This window comes from Mycobacteroides abscessus ATCC 19977 (assembly GCF_000069185.1).
Lineage (GTDB): Bacteria > Actinomycetota > Actinomycetes > Mycobacteriales > Mycobacteriaceae > Mycobacterium > Mycobacterium abscessus.
Genome location: NC_010397.1, coordinates 1,454,801 through 1,470,123 on the forward strand (window position 1 = coordinate 1,454,801; position 15,323 = coordinate 1,470,123).

Genomic DNA, 15,323 nt, shown 5'->3' on the forward strand with positions numbered 1-15,323 from the left:
ATGACAGAGTTGACGATCTCCTCGGCGGATATCTCCGGCGCGATCGAGCAGTACGTCGCGACGTTCTCTGCCGACCCCACCCGCGAAGAAATCGGCATCGTCTCCGACGCCGGTGACGGCATCGCCCACGTCGAGGGTCTGCCCTCCGTGATGACCCAGGAACTCCTCGAGTTCCCCGGTGGCGTGCTGGGCGTGGCGCTGAACCTCGACGAGCGCAGCGTCGGCACCGTTGTCCTCGGTGACTTCCAGGACATCGAAGAAGGCCAGCAGGTCAAGCGCACCGGTGAAGTGCTCTCGGTACCCGTCGGCGACGCCTTCCTCGGCCGCGTCATCAACCCACTGGGCCAGCCGATCGACGGCCGCGGCGACATCGAAGCCGAGACCCGTCGTGCCCTCGAGCTCCAGGCCCCGAGCGTGGTCCAGCGTCAAAGTGTTTCGGAGCCGCTGCAGACCGGCATCAAGGCGATCGATTCGCAGACTCCGATCGGCCGCGGTCAGCGTCAGCTGATCATCGGCGACCGCAAGACCGGCAAGACCGCGGTCTGCATCGACACCATCCTGAACCAGAAGCAGGCCTGGGAGACCGGTGATCCGGCTCAGCAGGTGCGCTGCATCTACGTTGCCGTCGGCCAGAAGGGTTCCACCGTCGCCGCCGTGCGACGCACCCTGGACGAGGCCGGCGCTCTGGAATACACCACCATCGTCGCCGCCCCGGCCTCCGACGCCGCCGGCTTCAAGTGGCTGGCCCCGTACACCGGCTCCGCCCTCGGTCAGCACTGGATGTACCAGGGCAAGCACGTTCTGATCGTGTTCGACGACCTGACCAAGCAGGCCGAGGCCTACCGCGCCATCTCGCTGCTGCTGCGTCGTCCGCCGGGCCGCGAGGCGTACCCCGGTGACGTCTTCTACCTGCACTCGCGTCTGCTGGAGCGTTGCGCGAAGCTTTCCGATGAGCTGGGTGCCGGCTCGCTGACCGGTCTGCCGATCATCGAGACCAAGGCCAACGATATTTCGGCCTACATTCCGACCAACGTCATCTCCATCACCGACGGCCAGTGCTTCCTGCAGACCGACCTGTTCAACCAGGGTGTGCGCCCCGCCGTCAACGTCGGTGTGTCGGTCTCCCGCGTCGGTGGTGCCGCGCAGATCAAGGCGATGAAGGAGGTGGCAGGCTCGCTGCGTCTGGAGCTGTCGCAGTACCGCGAGCTGGAAGCCTTCGCGGCCTTCGCCTCCGACCTGGATGCCACCTCGAAGGCTCAGCTCGAGCGTGGTGCTCGTCTGGTCGAGCTGCTCAAGCAGCCGCAGAACTCCCCGTACCCGGTTGAGGAGCAGGTCGTCGCCATCTACCTGGGCACCGGTGGTCATCTCGACTCGGTGCCGGTTGAGGACGTCATGCGTTTTGAGCAGGAGTTCCTCGACCACGTGCGCGGTTCGCACGCCGACATCCTCGCCGACATCCGGGAGACCAAGAAGTTCTCCGAGGACACCGAGACCAAGCTGACCAACGCCGTGAACGCCTTCAAGAAGAGTTTTGCGGCGACCGATGGCAGCTCGGTTGAGGTCAAGGGTGTCGCCGCCGAGGCGCTCGACGAGTCCGCGGTCGGGCAGGAAACCGTCCAGGTCCGCAAGCCGGCTCCCAAGAAGTAGCAACGAGCCATGGGTGCACAAATCCGAGAACTGCGCCGGCGGATCAAATCCGCCGGAGCGATCAAAAAGATCACCAAGGCGCAGGAACTGATCGCGACATCGCGTATCGCCAAGGCGCAGGCACGTGTCGTGGCGGCACGGCCGTACGCGACCGAGATCACCAACGTGCTCACGGCGCTGGCGGATGACGCCGCACTGGATCATCCGCTGTTGGTGGAGCGGCCTGAGCCCAAGCGGGCCGGTGTGCTCATCGTGTCGTCGGACCGGGGTCTCTGTGGCGGATACAACGCCAACGTGCTTCGTGTTGCCGAGGAGCTGTACGCGCTGCTGCGTGAGCAGGGCAAGACCCCGGTGGTGTACGTCGTAGGCCGGAAGGCGTTGAACTACTACAGCTTCCGCAACCGCAAGGTCACCGAGGCATGGACCGGCTTCTCCGAGCGGCCCGAGTACGCATCGGCTCAGAAGATCGCCGACACCTTGGTGGAGGCCTTCTTGGCGGGCGCCGACGACGAAGGGGATGACCCGGGTCTGGATGGCATCCTCGGCGTGGACGAGCTGCACATCGTGTACACCGAGTTCAAGTCGATGCTCACCCAGGCGGCCGTCGCCAAGCGGATCGCGCCGATGGAGGTCGAGTATGTGGGCGAGGCCGCCGGCCCGACCACCCAGTACTCGTTCGAGCCCGACGCCACTACGCTCTTCGGCGCGCTGCTGCCGCGCTACCTGGCTACCCGGGTGTACGCGGCGCTGCTGGAGGCGGCGGCATCGGAGTCGGCATCTCGTCGTCGTGCCATGAAGGCGGCTACGGACAATGCCGATGAACTCATTAAGGGACTCACCCTGGAAGCCAACGGTGCTCGCCAGGCCCAGATCACCCAGGAAATCAGCGAAATCGTCGGTGGCGTGAACGCGCTCGCCGACGCTGCAGGCCACTAGAGAACGAGAAGAGACGAGTAATGACCGCACCAACTGCTAACAAGACCGCCGGGCGAGTGGTCCGCGTTACCGGCCCGGTCGTCGACGTGGAGTTCCCGCGTGACGCCGTGCCGCCGCTCTTCTCCGCCCTCAACGCCGAGATCACCTACGAGGCAATGGCCAAGACGCTGACCCTCGAGGTGGCACAGCACCTGGGTGACAACCTGGTGCGCACCATCTCGATGCAGCCCACCGACGGCCTGGTCCGTGGCGTGGACGTCGTCAGCACCGGCAACACCATTGCGGTGCCCGTCGGTGACGGAGTCAAGGGCCACGTGTTCAATGCCCTGGGCAACTGCCTGGACGAGCCGGGCTACGGCAGCGACTTCGAGAAGTGGTCGATCCACCGCAAGCCGCCGGCCTTCGATCAGCTTGAGCCGCGTACCGAGATGCTGGAGACCGGTCTGAAGGTCGTCGACCTGCTGACCCCGTACGTGCGTGGTGGCAAGATCGCGCTGTTCGGTGGTGCTGGTGTGGGCAAGACCGTTCTGATCCAGGAGATGATCAACCGTATCGCCCGCAACTTCGGTGGAACCTCGGTCTTCGCCGGTGTGGGTGAGCGCACCCGTGAAGGCAACGACCTGTGGGTCGAGCTTGCCGACGCCAACGTGCTCAAGGACACCGCCTTGGTGTTCGGCCAGATGGACGAGCCGCCCGGCACGCGTATGAGGGTCGCCCTGTCTGCATTGACGATGGCCGAGTACTTCCGTGACGAGCAGGGCCAGGACGTGCTGCTGTTCATCGACAACATCTTCCGGTTCACCCAGGCCGGCTCCGAGGTGTCGACCCTGCTGGGCCGTATGCCTTCGGCCGTGGGTTACCAGCCGACGCTGGCCGATGAGATGGGTGAACTGCAGGAGCGCATCACCTCGACACGCGGCCGCTCCATCACCTCGATGCAGGCCGTGTACGTGCCCGCCGACGACTACACCGACCCGGCACCCGCGACCACATTCGCGCACCTGGACGCCACCACCGAGCTTTCCCGTGCGGTGTTCTCCAAGGGCATCTTCCCGGCTGTGGATCCGCTGGCGTCGTCGTCGACGATTCTGCTGCCGTCCGTGGTGGGCGAGGAGCACTACCGTGTCGCGCAGGAGGTCATCCGCATCCTTCAGCGTTACCAGGACCTGCAGGACATCATCGCCATCCTCGGTATCGACGAGCTGTCGGAAGAGGACAAGCAGCTGGTGGGCCGCGCGCGTCGTATCGAGCGCTTCCTGAGCCAGAACATGATGGCTGCCGAGCAATTCACCGGTCAGCCCGGTTCGACCGTGCCGCTCAAGGAAACCATCGAGGCGTTCGACAAGCTCACCAAGGGCGAGTTCGATCATCTGCCCGAGCAGGCGTTCTTCCTCATCGGTGGCCTGGACGACTTGGCCAAGAAGGCCGAAAGCCTCGGCGCCAAGCTGTAGTTCGTCACTAGCCATCTGAAGGAGGTGCATTGAATGTCCGAGATTGATGTCGAGATCGTCGCCGTCGAGCGTGAGATCTGGTCGGGTAAGGCCACATTCGTCTTCACCCGCACGACCTCCGGCGAAATCGGCATCTTGCCGCACCACATTCCGTTGGTGGCGCAGCTGGTGGACGATGCGGCGGTGAAGATCGAGCGCGAGGGTAGTGATGACCTGTGGTGGGCGATCGACGGGGGCTTCCTGTCGATCACCGACACCAAGGTGAGCATCCTGGCTGAATCCGCGCAGGCTCGTGCGGATATCGATGAGGCCAAGGCCAAGACCGATTCCGGTTCCGAGGATCCACGGGTCGCGGCGCAGGGTCGCGCGCGCCTCCGTGCGCTCGGCCAGACGGTTTAGCTCTACCCGGCTGATACAAGCGTAAAAGGAACCCGCTTGTGAGCGTGACGGCGATGATCGAGATATCGGTCATCGCCGTCCTTGCTTTGGCGGTGGCCGCATTGAGCTTCCGCCTGCTGAAGTTGCGCAACGGCGGTACCGCGGCGCTCTTACGCGATATGCCGGAGGTAGGGGAGGGCCGCTGGCGCCACGGCGTCATGCGGTACCGCGAGTCACAAGCCGAGTTCTATCGCCTCTCCAGTGTGCGGCTCTGGCCCGATCGCCAGCTGTCACGCCGCGACCTGGAAATCATCGACCGCCGGATCCCACGCGGTGACGAGTACGACATCATGACCGCCGAGATCGTGGTCTTGCAGTTGCGCGATGGTGCGCGCGACTACGAAATGGCGCTGGACCGAGGGGCTTTGACCGCGTTCATGTCCTGGGTCGAGTCGCGTCCCTCACCTCGGGCGCAGCGCCGCAGCCGCTAACTTCTTGTATCCAGCCCGGCGACTAGGCGGGTTGTGCCGGCCCACCCGGCTTCCACAGCGTGTCTTTTCCGTTGTTGGCGACCCGCGACAAGATGAACAACAGGTCCGAGAGCCGGTTCAGATACTTGGCGGTCAGCACGTTGGTGCTGTGGGGATAGGTCTCGATGGCGGTCCACGCTGAGCGTTCGGCCCGCCGGGTCACCGTCCGCGCCGCATGCAATAACGCGGATAGTGCGGTACCGCCAGGAAGTACAAAGGAATTCAGCTTCGGCAGGTTCGCGTTGTACTCGTCACACCAAGCCTCCAAACGGTCGACATACGGCTGGGTGATCCGCAGCGGCGGGTACTGAGGGTCGGCTACGACGGGGGTGGACAGGTCGGCACCGGCGTCGAACAGATCGTTTTGGATCTGCAGCAGTAGGGCACTGACTTCCCGGCCCGGGTTGCCGAGCACCACCGCGACACCGATGGCGGCATTGGCCTCGTCGCAGTCCGCATAGGCGATGAGCCGGGGATCGTTCTTGGGTACCCGCGAGAAGTCGCTCAGACCCGTGGTCCCGTCATCGCCGGTACGGGTGTAGATGCGGGTGAGATGCACGCCACTGGAGGCGGCTCGCTCTGATCGGGGGTTCGTCCCGCCGGTGGATGCCTCATCGGTCATGCGTCGTGACGTTACCCGGCTACGCTGTCGGGCGTGAGCGAGCATTTCTTGGTAACCGGCGGCGCCCGGCTGACAGGCAACGTGGCAGTGACCGGCGCCAAGAACAGCGTGCTCAAGCTGATGGCGGCAGCTCTTCTAGCCGAGGGGACCAGCACCATCACCAACTGTCCGGACATCCTGGACGTGCCGCTCATGGCTGAGGTGCTGCGCGGATTGGGCGCGACGGTCGAGTTGGAAGGCGATGTAGTCAGGATCACTTCGCCCGACGAGCCGAAGTATGACGCGGACTTCGCCGCAGTCAGGCAGTTCCGTGCCTCGGTCTGTGTCCTCGGACCTCTGGTGGGCCGATGCCGGAGGGCCAAGGTCGCGCTACCTGGCGGGGATGCGATCGGATCACGACCGCTTGATATGCATCAGGCGGGGCTGCGGCAGCTCGGCGCGGAGTGCACCATTGAGCACGGCTGCGTGGTTGCGGAGGCAAAAGCCTTACACGGAGCCGATATTCATCTTGAGTTTCCGTCGGTGGGCGCCACCGAGAACATCTTGATGGCAGCGGTGCTCGCTGACGGCGTGACGACCATCCACAACGCGGCACGTGAACCCGACGTGGTCGACCTGTGCACCATGCTGGTGCAGATGGGGGCCGAGATCGAGGGAGCGGGAACGTCGACGCTGACAGTAACCGGTGTTTCCGCGCTTCATCCCACCGAGCATCGCGTCATTGGAGACCGAATCGTCGCTGCCACTTGGGGTCTCGCTGCGGCGATGACGCGCGGCGATGTCACGGTCACGGGCGTGGATCCGGAGCACTTGCAGTTGGTACTGCACAAGTTGCACGATGCTGGGGCGACAGTCACGCAGAGCGACGACGGTTTCCGTGTCGTGCAGTACGAGCGCCCGAAGGCGATCAACGTCGCCACGCTGCCGTTCCCAGGATTCCCAACTGACTTGCAGCCCATGGCAATTGGGCTAGCGGCCATAGCTGACGGCACATCCATGATCACCGAAAACGTCTTCGAGGCCCGCTTCCGTTTTGTCGAAGAGATGATGCGTTTAGGGGCCGACGCGCGAACCGATGGGCATCACGCAGTGGTTCGGGGTATCCGGCAACTGTCCAGCGCTCCGGTGTGGTCGTCGGATATTCGGGCCGGCGCGGGTCTGGTACTGGCGGGTCTAGTGGCGGACGGCGTCACAGAGGTATACGATGTGTTTCATATCGACCGCGGTTACCCGTTGTTCGTGGAGAATCTCCAGAGCTTGGGTGCCGAAGTCGAGCGGGTCAGCTAGCGCTGACCAAGCCCCCGACCCGAAGTTGACTCAAGTTCATTGGACTTGGTACAGTGGTCGGGTTGCCCTGAAAGAGCGAGACCGGGACGAGGAAGCGATTCCGAAATCCCGGTCCTAGGTTGGTGCGCAGTTGACCAGCTGAAACCCCTGAGCGTGACTCAAGTTCATTGAATTTGATATAACTCTCGGGCCGCTCATGAAGAGCAAAAGCCGAAATTAACGAAGCAATTCGGAAATAGCGGCGATCGGATGGTGTGCAAGTGACCAGCCAAAACCGGGAATTTGACTCAAGTTCACCGAACTTGATACGGTTTCCAAGTCGCTCGGAAGAGCGAAAGTCGGAATTCAGGAAGAAATTCCAGAATCTCGGCGATCGGATGGTGCGCAGGTGACCAGCCAAAACCGGGAATTTGACTCAAGTTCACCGAACTTGATACGGTTTCCAAGTCGCTCGGAAGAGCGAAAGTCGGAATTCAGGAAGAAATTCCAGAATCTCGGCGATCGGATGGTGCGCAGGTGACCAGCCAAAACCGGGAATTTGACTCAGGTTCACGAACTTGATACGGTTTCCGAGCCGCCCGAAAGGGCGGAGGCGAGAATAAGGGAGAAGATCCCGAATTCGCTGCCAATACAAATAAATGTGTTGCTTGAGAACTCAATAGTGTGTCAGTGTTTACATAGACATTTAATTATGTCGACAAACAATTCTTTTGACAGTTGTTTTGCCGGGATTAAATTTTGTTTGGAGAGTTTGATCCTGGCTCAGGACGAACGCTGGCGGCGTGCTTAACACATGCAAGTCGAACGGAAAGGCCCTTCGGGGTACTCGAGTGGCGAACGGGTGAGTAACACGTGGGTGATCTGCCCTGCACTCTGGGATAAGCCTGGGAAACTGGGTCTAATACCGGATAGGACCACACACTTCATGGTGAGTGGTGCAAAGCTTTTGCGGTGTGGGATGAGCCCGCGGCCTATCAGCTTGTTGGTGGGGTAATGGCCCACCAAGGCGACGACGGGTAGCCGGCCTGAGAGGGTGACCGGCCACACTGGGACTGAGATACGGCCCAGACTCCTACGGGAGGCAGCAGTGGGGAATATTGCACAATGGGCGCAAGCCTGATGCAGCGACGCCGCGTGAGGGATGACGGCCTTCGGGTTGTAAACCTCTTTCAGTAGGGACGAAGCGAAAGTGACGGTACCTACAGAAGAAGGACCGGCCAACTACGTGCCAGCAGCCGCGGTAATACGTAGGGTCCGAGCGTTGTCCGGAATTACTGGGCGTAAAGAGCTCGTAGGTGGTTTGTCGCGTTGTTCGTGAAAACTCACAGCTTAACTGTGGGCGTGCGGGCGATACGGGCAGACTAGAGTACTGCAGGGGAGACTGGAATTCCTGGTGTAGCGGTGGAATGCGCAGATATCAGGAGGAACACCGGTGGCGAAGGCGGGTCTCTGGGCAGTAACTGACGCTGAGGAGCGAAAGCGTGGGTAGCGAACAGGATTAGATACCCTGGTAGTCCACGCCGTAAACGGTGGGTACTAGGTGTGGGTTTCCTTCCTTGGGATCCGTGCCGTAGCTAACGCATTAAGTACCCCGCCTGGGGAGTACGGTCGCAAGACTAAAACTCAAAGGAATTGACGGGGGCCCGCACAAGCGGCGGAGCATGTGGATTAATTCGATGCAACGCGAAGAACCTTACCTGGGTTTGACATGCACAGGACGTACCTAGAGATAGGTATTCCCTTGTGGCCTGTGTGCAGGTGGTGCATGGCTGTCGTCAGCTCGTGTCGTGAGATGTTGGGTTAAGTCCCGCAACGAGCGCAACCCTTGTCCTATGTTGCCAGCGGGTAATGCCGGGGACTCGTAGGAGACTGCCGGGGTCAACTCGGAGGAAGGTGGGGATGACGTCAAGTCATCATGCCCCTTATGTCCAGGGCTTCACACATGCTACAATGGCCAGTACAGAGGGCTGCGAAGCCGTAAGGTGGAGCGAATCCCTTAAAGCTGGTCTCAGTTCGGATTGGGGTCTGCAACTCGACCCCATGAAGTCGGAGTCGCTAGTAATCGCAGATCAGCAACGCTGCGGTGAATACGTTCCCGGGCCTTGTACACACCGCCCGTCACGTCATGAAAGTCGGTAACACCCGAAGCCAGTGGCCTAACCTTTTGGAGGGAGCTGTCGAAGGTGGGATCGGCGATTGGGACGAAGTCGTAACAAGGTAGCCGTACCGGAAGGTGCGGCTGGATCACCTCCTTTCTAAGGAGCACCATTTCCCAGTCGAATGAACTAGGGAACATAAAGTAGGCATCTGTAGTGGATATCTACTTGGTGAATATGTTTTGTAAATCCTGTCCACCCCGTGGATGGGTAGTCGGCAAAACGTCGGACTGTCATAAGAATTGAAACGCTGGCACACTGTTGGGTCCTGAGGCAACACGTTGTGTTGTCACCCTGCTTGGTGGTGGGGTGTGGACTTTGACTTCTGAATAGTGGTTGCGAGCATCTAAACATAGCCTCGCTCGTTTTCGAGTGGGGCTGGTTTTTGCAATTTTATTAGCTAAGTTCTTAAGGGCGCATGGTGAATGCCTTGGCACTAGAAGCCGAAGAAGGACGTAGGAGGCTGCGATAAGCCTCGGGGAGCTGCCAACCGAGCTTTGATCCGAGGATCTCCGAATGGGGAAACCCAGCACGAGTGATGTCGTGTTACCCACTGCTGAATATATAGGCTTTGGGAGGAAACGCGGGGAAGTGAAACATCTCAGTACCCGTAGGAAGAGAAAACAACCGTGATTCCGTGAGTAGTGGCGAGCGAAAGCGGAAGATGGCTAAACCGCATGCATGTGATACCTGGTAGGGGTTGTGTGTGCGGGGTTGTGGGAGTTGTACTTGCCGGTTCTACCAGGCCGGCGGACAGTAAAAAAGTGTCGTGATTAGCGGAAGTGGTCTGGGACGGCCCGCCGCAGACGGTGAGAGTCCGGTACGCGAAAATCCGACACCTGTCTCGTACTTCATCCCGAGTAGCAGCGGGCTCGTGGAATCTGCTGTGAATCTGCCGGGACCACCCGGTAAGCCTAAATACTCTCTAGTGACCGATAGCGGATTAGTACCGTGAGGGAATGGTGAAAAGTACCCCGGGAGGGGAGTGAAATAGTACCTGAAACCATGTGCCTACAATCCGTCAAAGCCTCCTCGTGGGGTGATGGCGTGCCTTTTGAAGAATGAGCCTGCGAGTCAGGGACACGTCGCGAGGTTAACCCGTGTGGGGTAGCCGTAGCGAAAGCGAGTCTGAATAGGGCGCCCATAGTGGCGTGTTCTGGACCCGAAGCGGAGTGATCTACCCATGGCCAGGGTGAAGCGGCGGTAAGACGCCGTGGAGGCCCGAACCCACTTAGGTTGAAGACTGAGGGGATGAGCTGTGGGTAGGGGTGAAAGGCCAATCAAACTCCGTGATAGCTGGTTCTCCCCGAAATGCATTTAGGTGCAGCGTCGCGTGTTTCTTGTTGGAGGTAGAGCTACTGGATGGCCGATGGGCCCTACTAGGTTACTGACGTCAGCCAAACTCCGAATGCCAATAAGTTAGAGCGCGGCAGTGAGACGGCGGGGGAGAAGCTCCGTACGTCGAGAGGGAAACAGCCCAGATCGCCGGCTAAGGCCCCTAAGCGTGTACTAAGTGGAAAAGGATGTGCAGTCGCGAAGACAACCAGGAGGTTGGCTTAGAAGCAGCCACCCTTGAAAGAGTGCGTAATAGCTCACTGGTCAAGTGATTGTGCGCCGACAATGTAGCGGGGCTCAAGTACACCGCCGAAGCCGCGGCATTCATGCAATACATTCCCTTCGGGGCAGTGGCATGGATGGGTAGGGGAGCGTCCTGCACCCAGCGAAGCTGCGAAGTAATTCAGCAGTGGAGGGTGCGGGAGTGAGAATGCAGGCATGAGTAGCGACAGGCAAGTGAGAAACTTGCCCGCCGAATGACCAAGGGTTCCTGGGCCAGGCTAGTCCTCCCAGGGTAAGTCGGGACCTAAGGCGAGGCCGACAGGCGTAGTCGATGGACAACGGGTTGATATTCCCGTACCCGTGTGTGCGCGCCCATGATGAATCATCGGTACTAACCACCCAAAAGGTTCTAGATCAATCTCTTCGGAGTGCGACGTGAACCCGCTGCGTGGGACCTTCGGTGGTAGTAGTCAAGCGATGGGGTGACGCAGGAAGGTAGCTGTACCGGTTAGTGGTTATACCGGAGCAAGCCCGTAGGACGACATCTAGGCAAATCCGGATGTCATACGTCTGAGAGGTGACGCATAGCCGATTGAGGCGAATTCAGTGATCCTATGCTGCCAAGAAAAGCCTCTAGTGAGTTCACACACGGCCCGTACCCCAAACCAACACAGGTGGTCAGGTAGAGAATACTAAGGCGTACGAGATAACTATGGTTAAGGAACTCGGCAAAATACCCCCGTAACTTCGGGAGAAGGGGGACCTCGCTTGGTGACCGGACTTGCTCCGTGAGCTGAACGAGGTCGCAGAGACCAGTGAGAAGCGACTGTTTACTAAAAACACAGGTCCGTGCGAAGTCGCAAGACGATGTATACGGACTGACGCCTGCCCGGTGCTGGAAGGTTAAGAGGACCCGTTAACCCTTGGGTGAAGCGGAGAATTTAAGCCCCAGTAAACGGCGGTGGTAACTATAACCATCCTAAGGTAGCGAAATTCCTTGTCGGGTAAGTTCCGACCTGCACGAATGGCGTAACGACTTCTCAACTGTCTCAACCATAGACTCGGCGAAATTGCACTACGAGTAAAGATGCTCGTTACGCGCGGCAGGACGAAAAGACCCCGGGACCTTCACTATAGCTTGGTATTGGCGTTTGGTTCGGTTTGTGTAGGATAGGTGGGAGACTGTGAAGCAGGCACGCCAGTGTTTGTGGAGTCATCGTTGAAATACCACTCTGATCGTATTGAACCTCTAACCTCGGACCGTATATCCGGTCCAGGGACAGTGCCTGGTGGGTAGTTTAACTGGGGCGGTTGCCTCCCAAAATGTAACGGAGGCGCCCAAAGGTTCCCTCAACCTGGACGGCAATCAGGTGTTGAGTGCAAGTGCACAAGGGAGCTTGACTGCGAGACCTACAAGTCAAGCAGGGACGAAAGTCGGGACTAGTGATCCGGCACCTCTGAGTGGAAGGGGTGTCGCTCAACGGATAAAAGGTACCCCGGGGATAACAGGCTGATCTTCCCCAAGAGTCCATATCGACGGGATGGTTTGGCACCTCGATGTCGGCTCGTCGCATCCTGGGGCTGGAGCAGGTCCCAAGGGTTGGGCTGTTCGCCCATTAAAGCGGCACGCGAGCTGGGTTTAGAACGTCGTGAGACAGTTCGGTCTCTATCCGCCGCGCGCGTCAGAAACTTGAGGAAACCTGTCCCTAGTACGAGAGGACCGGGACGGACGAACCTCTGGTGTACCAGTTGTTCCACCAGGAGCACGGCTGGATAGCTACGTTCGGACAGGATAACCGCTGAAAGCATCTAAGCGGGAAACCTATTCCAAGACCAGGTTTCTTACCCTTTTAGAGGGATAAGGTCACCCACAGACTATGGGTTCAATAGGCCAGACCTGCAAGCGTAGTAATACGTTCAGGGAACTGGCACTAATCGACCGAAAACTTACTAATAAAATCGCAACCACTATTCGTCGTCATTTGACGACCACACTCCACCACCAGATAACTTGTGTGTTGATCACACGATAGAGTTACGGCGGCCACAGCGAGAGGGAAACGCCCGGTCCCATCCCGAACCCGGAAGCTAAGCCTCTCAGCGCCGATGGTACTGTTCTCGACACGGAACGGAAGAGTAGGACACCGCCGAACATAAATTGGAAATGCCCCCCAGGAAACTGGGGGGCATTTTCATATTCTGGCTGCTAGATTTCTGAAACGGCGTCGCGGTAGAGAGCGGTAGAGATAGGAATCGTGTGCAGGCATTCAAGGGGCGCTTCAGGTTGAAACCGGCCGCCACCACGGTGGGTGCGGTGGTGCTTGTACTGGTCATCTACGTGGGGTTTCTCGCCATCTATCGGATGCTGGATCATCACTCCGGTCCGGAGTCGGCCGACCTGGACCTGTCCCGGGACAACGAGACCGTGGTAGTGATCGACCTCCAGGACCTGCGGACGGTGAACAACCGGCTGGACGCGGAGGTGGTGGTGCTGCCGGCGAAAACGACCCTCGACGCCTTCGGGCTGCTGAACGCGGATATGTCGGTGCGATTGGTGTCCTCCCTCGACTACGGCGAGCGTCATTTTCCGCGCGGCACCCTCCCCGCGGCCATGGATGACACGCTGGTCGCGACGGGTGACGCTCAGTCATGGCCGTTCGACGAATACTCGACCGGTAATCTGCGCGCAGAAGTCATGGTGGGTAATGGCGTTGGACGTCGCCCGGTGCCTGCGCGTATCGAAGTGATCGGGAGTTTGGGCGGATGGCGTGTGTCGACGGCGACGTCGCAGGCTCCCGCGGGCAAGGGCGACCAGACGACGATCCGGTTGGTGCGCGCCCGTGGCACCCTGGCATTCGATGTTGGCATCTGCCTGGTGCTGATCACACTGCCCACAATGGCGCTTATTGTGGCCATCGAGACGGTCAAGGGCAGAAAGAAGTTCCATCCACCGCTGACAACATGGTTCGGCACCATGCTGTTCGCGATTGTTCCGTTGCGGAACATCTTGCCGGGAGCGCCGCCGCCGGGGGCATGGATCGATCAGGCTCTCGTGCTGTGGGTGCTCATCGCGCTGGTGGTGGCGATGGTGCTCTACGTCGAGGCGTGGTGGAAACAGTCCGACTAAACAGGCACCGCGAGTTCGGTGGGTTCGGTGCGTCCGCGCAGCGTCACCGTATCGCCGGAACGCCAATGCAGGGCTTCACGATGGTGTGCGCGCAGCACGGTGTCGAGTGAGGCCACCAGGTGTCCGGGCACCGTCTTGGACAGTTCGCAGAGTCGGGCAGCCTCATTGACCGGATCTCCGATGACGGTGTACTCGAAGCGGTCATGAGCGCCGATGTTTCCCGCTACGGCCTGTCCGGAGGCGACTCCGATTCCGGCCTGACATTCGGGCACCTCGGTACGGAGACGGCGGGCAATGGCGCGTGCGGCGGCAAGGGCTTGGCTCTCGGGGCGGTCCTGCCGGACCGGTGCGCCGAACACCGCGAGGGTCGCATCACCTTCGAACTTGTTGACCATGCCTTCGTATCGGTCGATCTCTTCGACGACGACGGTAAAGAACCGGTTGAGCAGCGCGACGACCTCGACTGCGGGGCGGGTCGCCGCGAGGCGGGTTGAACCGACAATATCGGCGAAAAGCACTGCGATATGGCGTTCTTCGCCCCCAAGCTCGGGCTGTTGCTGCTCGGCGGCCGCCGCTACCTCGCGACCCACATGCTTGCCGAAGAGGTCCCTGACCCGCTCTCGTTCGCGCAGGCCCTCCACCATGGTGTTGAAACCGGCCTGCAGCTCGCCGAGCTCGGTGCCGTCGTAGACGACGAGATCGATGTCGAGGTCATTTTGGGCGACCCGCTTGATCGCGGTCTGGACTTCCTTCACCGGCGTAGCCATCAACCATGACGCGATCCAGATCAGGATGAGCCCGAAAGACGGAATCGCGCCGGCGATGATGATCACCGCCACCGCGAGCTGGCTCACCGTGAGGTTGTGTAGTACCAGGGCGCCGATGCCGGTGATCACGATGCCCGCCGCGGGCACTCCGGATCCCAGCATCCAGGCAAGCACCGTCCGCACCATCACCCCCGAAGCCAGCCTGCGTCGGCGATAGCCTGCCTCGAGCGCGCGTGCGGCGACGGGTCGCATCGCGAACTCGGTGAACAGATAGTTGGCGGCGCAGACCACCGCGCCACTGAAGCCGACGGCGAAGAAGATCTTGGGGATGTACATGGGGTCATAGAGCCCGTAAAGCAGCGTGAATAACGCCACGCCACCTGCCCACAACACCGACTGTATGACGGTGAGACGCCACGGCACAGCGAAGGCGTTGCGCTGGTCGGCCTTGGTGGGTGGGCGCTCGTCCAATGCCCACCGCACTGCTTTGAAGATGCGCCGGGTGCCCCAGACGGCGCCGATGAGGACGGCGAGGGCGATGTAGACGGGGACTATGACGAAGTTGACCCAGGCCGGTGCGTCGAAGACGTTGGGGGTGGGGAACGCCACCGTCACTAGCAAAATCACCACGCCGATCCCGATGAGATTGGCGGCCACCACAAACACGGTCAGGATCAGCTGGATTCGGATCCGCTGGATGAATGTGCTCTCGTCGGCCGTCCCGAGCAGCCAGGAACCGTAGCCATTGCCGGTGTTGATGTTTCCGGTCTGTCCTGTAATCGCGCCCAACGCACGGCCCACCCGCCGCGACACTGCGCGAATCGACTCGTTTGCCATAGTTGTTGCCAGCCTAACGCCCTATACA

General features: G+C 60.4%; 9 protein-coding genes and 3 rRNA genes. 10 read left to right on the forward strand and 2 right to left on the reverse strand.

Features of this window, described 5'->3' with window-relative positions:
- Genes atpA through MAB_RS07495 form a run of 5 tightly spaced genes read left to right on the forward strand, consistent with a single transcriptional unit; the run spans position 1 to position 4,903 of the window.
- Complete coding sequence (atpA, locus tag MAB_RS07475) at positions 1 to 1,647, forward strand: F0F1 ATP synthase subunit alpha (protein WP_005084634.1); 1,647 nt, start codon at positions 1 to 3, stop codon at positions 1,645 to 1,647.
- Positions 1,648 to 1,656: 9 nt separating this feature from the next.
- A complete protein-coding gene (locus MAB_RS07480) occupies positions 1,657 to 2,583 on the forward strand; it encodes a F0F1 ATP synthase subunit gamma (protein ID WP_005074370.1) in 927 nt (308 codons plus the stop codon).
- Positions 2,584 to 2,603: 20 nt separating this feature from the next.
- Positions 2,604 to 4,034: a F0F1 ATP synthase subunit beta gene (gene atpD / locus MAB_RS07485; protein ID WP_005059850.1), complete on the forward strand. Its 1,431-nt coding sequence runs from the start codon at positions 2,604 to 2,606 to the stop codon at positions 4,032 to 4,034.
- A gap of 33 nt (positions 4,035 to 4,067) precedes the next feature.
- Entirely contained in the window at positions 4,068 to 4,433 is a 366-nt protein-coding gene (locus MAB_RS07490; protein WP_005084641.1) for a F0F1 ATP synthase subunit epsilon, read from the forward strand.
- Positions 4,434 to 4,486: 53 nt separating this feature from the next.
- Positions 4,487 to 4,903, forward strand: a complete 417-nt coding sequence (locus tag MAB_RS07495) for a DUF2550 domain-containing protein (RefSeq protein ID WP_005093041.1) — start codon at positions 4,487 to 4,489, stop codon at positions 4,901 to 4,903.
- Between the two features lie 22 nt (positions 4,904 to 4,925).
- On the opposite strand, the gene MAB_RS07500 is transcribed toward MAB_RS07495, so the two are convergent.
- Positions 4,926 to 5,501, reverse strand: coding sequence for a cob(I)yrinic acid a,c-diamide adenosyltransferase (locus MAB_RS07500; RefSeq protein WP_005093042.1), 576 nt, complete (start codon positions 5,499 to 5,501; stop codon positions 4,926 to 4,928).
- 96 nt (positions 5,502 to 5,597) lie between these two features.
- On the opposite strand from MAB_RS07500, the gene murA reads away from it, so the two are divergent.
- The 5 genes from murA to MAB_RS07525 all read left to right on the forward strand — a co-directional run bounded on the left by murA (position 5,598) and on the right by MAB_RS07525 (position 13,691).
- Positions 5,598 to 6,851, forward strand: coding sequence for a UDP-N-acetylglucosamine 1-carboxyvinyltransferase (murA, locus tag MAB_RS07505; protein ID WP_005084647.1), 1,254 nt, complete (start codon positions 5,598 to 5,600; stop codon positions 6,849 to 6,851).
- Positions 6,852 to 7,590: 739 nt separating this feature from the next.
- Positions 7,591 to 9,106: ribosomal RNA gene (locus MAB_RS07510) — 16S ribosomal RNA — on the forward strand.
- Between the two features lie 299 nt (positions 9,107 to 9,405).
- Positions 9,406 to 12,519 (forward strand): 23S ribosomal RNA (locus MAB_RS07515).
- Positions 12,520 to 12,600: 81 nt separating this feature from the next.
- Positions 12,601 to 12,717 (forward strand): 5S ribosomal RNA (rrf, locus tag MAB_RS07520).
- Together the 16S, 23S and 5S rRNA genes form the textbook arrangement of a ribosomal RNA operon.
- Positions 12,718 to 12,821: 104 nt before the next feature.
- Complete coding sequence (locus tag MAB_RS07525; RefSeq protein WP_005084649.1) at positions 12,822 to 13,691, forward strand: DUF4436 domain-containing protein; 870 nt, start codon at positions 12,822 to 12,824, stop codon at positions 13,689 to 13,691.
- On the opposite strand, the gene MAB_RS07530 is transcribed toward MAB_RS07525, so the two are convergent.
- Positions 13,688 to 15,295 (reverse strand): adenylate/guanylate cyclase domain-containing protein, encoded by a 1,608-nt coding sequence (locus tag MAB_RS07530; protein ID WP_005074376.1) that lies wholly within the window; start codon positions 15,293 to 15,295, stop codon positions 13,688 to 13,690. The two genes, MAB_RS07525 and MAB_RS07530, sit on opposite strands and share 4 nt — an antisense overlap.
- Positions 15,296 to 15,323 lie beyond the last annotated feature (28 nt).

What these genes read in the sequence shown, in the direction of transcription:
- MAB_RS07480 (WP_005074370.1), top strand. Translation starts at nt 1,657, where the DNA reads ATGGGTGCACAAATCCGAGAACTGCGCCGGCGGATCAAATCCGCCGGA.
- atpD (WP_005059850.1), top strand. Translation starts at nt 2,604, where the DNA reads ATGACCGCACCAACTGCTAACAAGACCGCCGGGCGAGTGGTCCGCGTT.
- atpA (WP_005084634.1), top strand. Translation starts at nt 1, where the DNA reads ATGACAGAGTTGACGATCTCCTCGGCGGATATCTCCGGCGCGATCGAG.
- MAB_RS07490 (WP_005084641.1), top strand. Translation starts at nt 4,068, where the DNA reads ATGTCCGAGATTGATGTCGAGATCGTCGCCGTCGAGCGTGAGATCTGG.
- MAB_RS07495 (WP_005093041.1), top strand. Translation starts at nt 4,487, where the DNA reads ATGATCGAGATATCGGTCATCGCCGTCCTTGCTTTGGCGGTGGCCGCA.
- MAB_RS07530 (WP_005074376.1), bottom strand. Translation starts at nt 15,295, where the DNA reads ATGGCAAACGAGTCGATTCGCGCAGTGTCGCGGCGGGTGGGCCGTGCG.